The organism is Pseudomonas sp. MF09150, assembly GCF_059862355.1.
The window spans coordinates 1-6,445 of the sequence record NZ_JCBCUS010000025.1 but is presented as its reverse complement, the minus strand read 5'-3'; the positions used below and the strand labels follow the sequence as shown (position 1 = coordinate 6,445).

At 46.3% G+C, this 6,445-nt stretch carries 6 protein-coding genes; all 6 read right to left on the bottom strand.

Annotation, left to right across the window (positions count from 1 at the left end; all coding sequences use genetic code 11):
- Positions 1-109 precede the first annotated feature (109 nt).
- Positions 110-460, bottom strand: coding sequence for a hypothetical protein (locus AC19YX_RS35090; RefSeq protein ID WP_500608025.1), 351 nt, complete (start codon positions 458-460; stop codon positions 110-112).
- 376 nt (positions 461-836) lie between these two features.
- A complete protein-coding gene (locus AC19YX_RS35085) occupies positions 837-1,502 on the bottom strand; it encodes a DUF2290 domain-containing protein (RefSeq protein ID WP_463936512.1) in 666 nt (221 codons plus the stop codon).
- Between the two features lie 6 nt (positions 1,503-1,508).
- Complete coding sequence (locus AC19YX_RS35080; protein WP_463936510.1) at positions 1,509-3,587, bottom strand: DEAD/DEAH box helicase; 2,079 nt, start codon at positions 3,585-3,587, stop codon at positions 1,509-1,511.
- A 74-nt stretch (positions 3,588-3,661) separates the two neighbouring features.
- The gene (locus tag AC19YX_RS35075) at positions 3,662-4,822 is read right to left on the bottom strand and encodes a helix-turn-helix domain-containing protein (RefSeq protein ID WP_463936573.1); all 1,161 of its coding nucleotides are present in this window, start codon (positions 4,820-4,822) and stop codon (positions 3,662-3,664) included.
- Between the two features lie 18 nt (positions 4,823-4,840).
- Positions 4,841-5,494, bottom strand: a complete 654-nt coding sequence (locus AC19YX_RS35070) for a hypothetical protein (RefSeq protein WP_463936508.1) — start codon at positions 5,492-5,494, stop codon at positions 4,841-4,843.
- A gap of 203 nt (positions 5,495-5,697) precedes the next feature.
- Entirely contained in the window at positions 5,698-6,312 is a 615-nt protein-coding gene (locus AC19YX_RS35065; protein WP_463936506.1) for a recombinase family protein, read from the bottom strand.
- Between the last annotated feature and the right edge of the window lie 133 nt (positions 6,313-6,445).

Below are 6,445 nucleotides of genomic sequence, written 5' to 3'. Positions count from 1 at the left end.
ACATCCGACCACGCAAGCGATTTAACTGGCTGTGTCCGATCGAGGTATTCACTCAGCTGATGGGCTTGCAACATGAGGCTCCTGCTTCAATTCAATAACCGTGTTGCACTCAGCTCCTGCAACCGCCAAGGCTATCAAAGACATTTACACTGATCGCTTCATTTAATTTATTTAGCTCCTCCTGCTTTTCGTCATGTAATGTTTTTTGCAATCTATTTGCAATGAACACGGTGATGAATATTGCCGCACCTAACCCGTATAAAAAATTTTTTACGAGGCCAATAATCTGGTACCACAATGGAAATGTAGCTTCCAATGAGGTCACCTTCTCGCCCGCTGAATTCAATATAACTTTGTTGCTAAACTCCACCGCAACATTCGAGGAGATTAAATCCAACCCGAAAGCTAGACATACAACTAAAACAACGTAAAACAAATAAAGATATTTTTCCTTTATCATTGCATTATCTCCATTAAGATTTGTGCATAGTATCACAACGCCACTTAAAGCCTTGAAAAGCACATTCATTGGACGACATATAGGCTCTCTATGCTGCCTACGTGAGGGGGAACGTCCGCCCACATGGCCGGCGATCTGGTGTGAGTGTCCGCCTTTGGCCGATTTCTGCCTGTGCTGACAGGCCGCTTGGGGTCGGCTGCCGTCGGTGACGGCAGGCCGAAACCGGCCAGAAGCAGGCAGTCGCTAGAGATGCTGCCCTACCGTGACACTGCCATCCGCTAGAACGGTTATGCATTTTGCTCCAAGGCAAAACCCTAGCGGCTGAGCTACATCGTTTAGTAGGTTTGTCAAATTCAGGACTAATCTCCGTACCTTCCTAGACTCCGTTGATATGCACTCTCTGTCTTTGATCATGTGTCAGTTTATCCCCACAAAACCAATTCAAAGCATCACGATGTAGGCGAGAGCCTGCACTAATATCGGCATAAAAATTTTCCACGACAAATACCATGAACGATCTTAAACTGAGTGCAGATTTAACCGGAATTCTGCAGTCTTCGTGACCTATATGAAGATGAACCTCAGGGTGCAGCTCACTAGCGTCATCAGGAGAGTAATCGAACCTTAGCGGACTTCTGGATTGGAAAAAACTTGTATCTCCTTTAGCCATTCGCTCCAAGACCTCATCAATAATGCCTCCGGAATCCATTAACTCCTCTGAAAACTTGACGGGCGAGGGATACCAACACAACCGATGACGAACAACCTCACGCCTACGTAATCCATACGAAATTTGAAAAAAAGAACCATCCGCGAGCAGCATCGAGTATTGTCTATTTTCAACTAACGAGCAGTACTCGCTCAAAGTTGAAAAATCATTTTCCTTCAAAACATACCCGTCATTGCCCCAGGTAACCTCTACCAAACCATTCGATTTTTGGTACGCCTGATGGTTCCTAGAATCGATTATTAATCCAGATTTTTGCCATTCAAAAATCAACTGATTAATTGCGCCAATTAACTCTTCAGACTGAATAGGCATAGTCAGTCACTCGAAGAGATCACGGAGATCGTCTGGCAGGTCTTCCAAAGCTATCTTCCCTTCCTTTAAAAGACGCTTAATTTTTTTAATCTGGCCGAACCCTTGATAAAGCTCTTGTACCTCATCAGGCGACTTATCCTTGTAAGCATTCTCCAACTCATTCAATTGCTCTCGAGTGGGATATGTAAAATTAAGCATGAAGTTGTTTGCGAAGACCTGATCAATTTCCTTGACCAGAGTTTGCATTCCAGCTCCAACACCTGTAATTCTTACCCAAGCTTTAGCTCTAGTGATGGCCGTAAACAGGGAATTTCGTTTTTTCCCTAAATCGAAACCGGAGCAGCAATGCTGCGCATTCATCACGTAAACCATCGGAGCTTCGTTACCTTTGGCCCGATGTATATGCGTAATAGCTATAGAATCCTCAACAAAAACCACATCCTGACTGCTGCTCTTTCCTACGACATGACAATTTATATTGAGATTTCTTAGTTCGTGCATCACATAAGCCGATTCACTATTCAACGTGTATGCATCAGGAAAAACTATCAACACATCGCTGAACTCAAGCTCACCGCTAGTAATATCATGCTGAATTTGCTGAGCGACCCACTTACCTTGTAACTCCTTGTTATCGAATCCCTGATACCCTATCGCTGACTCAACATTCATCAAGCTATAAAAATAGTCAGGCGTCCTTGAGGAGGAACGCTGCAACGAAACAGACTTCCCAAGAGCCAACTCGCCAGACACGAGCTCGAAGCCGATATCTTTCCAAAATCGGGGGTCCGGAAACATGCGTATGGGCCCACTATCCCGATAGATACCCAGCCCTAAAGCGAGAGCAAGTGTTAGAGTCCAAGGGGGGTTCCTATAACAAATCGGCAACATTATATCTTGCTGAGGACGACCAGGCTCATTTTCAAGGTGAACAAGTGGGCGCCCTTCGGCAGAGCATCCAAAAAGCTCATCTGCCGGCAGCATTGTAAAATTACCTAAATTCTGCAACTCATCATAAGCCCAAATCAACTTTTCGGGACTACGCACAAACCTGTAAACTAATTTGAAAAAAGAAACTGGAAAATCTTGAGCCTCATCAATGAGCAAATAGTCATACAACGGCTCAACTTGAATCCCGCTGATTGCATCAAGAGCTTCTTGACACGCCCCCTCAAAAGCAGTTTCACGCGTATATTTTTGCTTTGCATCCATAAAATTCAGAGGTACAATTCCGATCTGACTACAGACTTCAGAATAAATACCTACTTCCCTTGTGCTTCCCCACGCATGGCGAATCTTAAGAAAGCTTGGATCCGTATCTTCTTGCTTATGCTCAAAATAAAACTTATCTGTAAGCCTTTCCAACTGCTGGTAAAGAGATCGACTTTGGAACGTAACAGCAATAACAAGCTCAGGATTATAAGCATGCAAATATGCGGCTTTCATAGCAAGAATTATTGTCTTGCCGGATCCAGCAAGCCCTCTTATCCGTTGAGGCTTATCAGGCGACTCGATCGCAGCTTTCTTTTGCCATCGATCTAAGTTAGCAATCTCTTTTTCAATTTTCTTTATAGTCGAGCCCAAAGAACCTTCATCTTTAACTTTTGTTCTCTTTTTAGCAGGCTTAAGAACTGATGTCTTTTGAATCGAAGCATTTACGAGCTTGAATTGCTCACCAGAAATACCCGCAAACTGCTGAATAGTCGAAACCACAGTATCAGGGGTGCACGAATCTACACCTTCCAGAACATCCTGCCTGAAAGATAATACATTCACTTGAATGGAAAGATCACGCCTATTAACCAATCCCTTTTCAGCTAAAAATCGTTTAACCAGCCCCCTGTATAGATCGTCCTGATATTCCTCAACTACGACCGGATCATCCTCAGCAGTATTACTGAGATCGAAGACCACCACACCATGATCTTTTGTCACCATCAAGGCGTCAGTAAGAACTGCATTTTCATTAACTTCAAAAATTGGGTAGCCTATATATAGGCTTCCTTCTATATCGAGCTCACGAAGGGACTGAACTAACTCGTCAACTGCCTGAGGATTTTTCTTTTTACCGAATACAAAGTCCATTATGTTTCTTCCCAAAAGTAAAATTCAGTGACGATTGAGGTACACCATGCCAAGGTCCGGCCAAAAGATAAAGCTTATCCTTTGACCAGCCGGAGAGAGGATGGGCTCCCTCCATTACCTATAGCGCCTGACGTTGCTCCTCCCTTTAACACGTTCAACATAAGTCCAAACGTAAGTTCATTTATTTCCGTCTGAGGTATAGCCAACTGTTCTGCCACGCTATATTTGCTGACCCCCTCATCTCTCAGCGCAGAAAAAACCTTTTCAAGGATTACCGATTTTTCATGGGGCAGTGACTCAGGCTCAGAAGTCCGATATCCCTCTTGGGCGATCTGAATACATAGAGTTCGATATGTCCAATCAGTAATTAAACCTAAGGTATGGAGGCGGTAGTTTAATGCTGCCACTGAGACAGACCAATATTTCTTAAATTTTATGAGACTTTGAATTGTCGCTGAACGCGGCGCCCGAGCTAACACACTAGCTCGTGGCATAAGAAAAGCTGAGGCAAAGGCATTAGCCTCTCTTTCCAAATCTGGACCTTGTGGGTGTGCATGCTGATGTAAAACCAAATGGCCAAGTTCGTGAGCAGCATCAAACCGACAGCGCTCAGCTGATTTGTATGTATTTAAAAACATGAAGGGGCGTCCACCACTCCACATTGAAAACGCGTCTACCTCTTTGGCATCAATCGCCAATGAATAGACTCTTACGCCTTTCGACTCCAATAGAACAATTATATTTCTGATGGAATTCTGCCCTAACCCCCAGTGTGCCCGCAGCATTTCCGCTGCGGCTTCAGGGCCCTGGATTGCACCTGATGCCGGGTACTCCTCAAGTTCTTGAGACTCGAAATCGACTTGGTTTACGGTTGAAAAACCCCTGTCGCTGCCTAAGTCTGGAATATCAGGCTTCGGCAAATCAAATCTTGACTCAATCCAGCTATTCAAAAGTAAAGCGATGGCTCCTGCTCCGAGTGCGGAGTCACGCTGAGCAGCTGACATCTTCGAAAGTGAACGAAAACTTGCAACATCTGGAGTAGGGATCTCAGGATCGTCGCCGAAGAAAAAACCCTCAGGAAACTCAAGGGCCTCTGCAATTCGACGTAACGTTCCAGACTCAGGTTCCTGAGTACCGTTTTCATAGCCCGACACGGAGCGCTCGGTCACCCCAATTAAAATGGCTAGTTCACGTTTCTTCATTCCCCTCCGCTTCCGGGCGAGGGAAAATCGCATGGCATTAAACATGGTAAGTCAAGATGCTTTTCTAGTAATGTTGATATTAATATTCATACCATCGGGTTCAATGAAATCCTCCAGTTGGATGTCGTCATCGAAGGAGATGCTGCATAGAATGATACGTTCAGCCCAAGATGTAATTTTACCATCCTCCCCGATATCCCAAGGCTTAGAAAATTCGATACGAATTTCCTTCTTATGGACATCAGTGTGATGCAGCAAAATCCACGTATCATGATTGGAAGGGGCTGTTATAATTTTTTCAGGTAGCAGTTCAAAAAACAAGTCTCCTTGTCGATTCCCCTCAACAGCCTCAACAGTATTTTTTCCCTTTTTGGACCTATTAGAAGGGTGCGAGTGAGCAATCCCCGTCGCCTCATCACCTGAGGCCACTGCAATAGCCAGATCAAGAGCATTATTTACTGTCGACTCGTAATTGCCTGCCACATGAGCAATCCAGCCGAGAGGGCGAAGCTGATCACGTAGGCCTGCTACACACCAGCCCCACATTTCTAGCCCTGGAAAAATACGAGGATGGTTTGGTGTCAGCCTAGCGCGCTGTAGATGCCCTTGGTTGATGGCTTCTCTGAGTGATGCTTCAGAGACTCCAAGCTCTTCAAGGCGCGCAGCTACTTCATCAGACTCAGAAAAGACAACATTCATATGCATTTTATCTAGCTCCTGCTAGCTCGACTTCCGGTTATTCTCCCTCTTTTGAGGAGGAAAAACAAGAAGTTCCAGAAAGGCAGAAGCGTATGATTTTTTAGAAAAATTCCAGATACTTATGACTCGAGTGATAAAAGGCTCTGCTGGTTCAACCGCCTTGAGCGTACGCTTCTGGCCGTAGTTAGCCATTCGCCTCCTGGTCAAAATCAGCCACGTGAAAGCAACTTCAGGCCATCTGGACGCAACTCGCCCTTTGGCGAGACGTGCCGGTACAACGTCTGTCGAGTGACGCCGAGCTCCTCACATAGATCGCCAACCACGGTTTCCGGCTGCCCCATCGCCGCCATGGTCAATCGCAGTTTCGCTGCGGTCATCTTGAACGGCCGCCCGCCGTTCCTGCCGCGTGCTCGTGCCGATGCCAATCCTGCCATCGTGCGCTCGGAAATCAACTCCCGCTCGAACTCGGCCAACGCAGCAAAAATACCGAACACAAGCTTACCCGCTGCAGTCGTCGTGTCGACCGCAGCACCGTGACCGGTCAGGACTTTCAATCCCACGCTACGCGCAGTCAGGTCGTGCACGGTGTTGATCAGATGGCGGAGATCGCGCCCGAGCCGATCGAGCTTCCACACAAGCAGCGTGTCGCCTTCACGGAGCGCCTTCAGGCAAGCAGCCAACCCCGGTCGATCATCGCGTCGGCCTGAAGCCAGATCCTCATAGAGATGTGAAGGACTCACTCCAGCGCCGATCAGTGCATCGTGCTGCAGATCGGTGGATTGGGATCCGTCCGCTTTTGACACTCGCATATAGCCGATCAACATCACTTCACCTGTCACATATACGTTCGATTATGTGACAGTGTGAGCCAGAAAGTTCTCGCCGTCAAAAACTGTCACTTAACCCGTCATTTAGTCTAAGACCTGCAAACGGCCATTCAGGCTCGTAATGTGACAA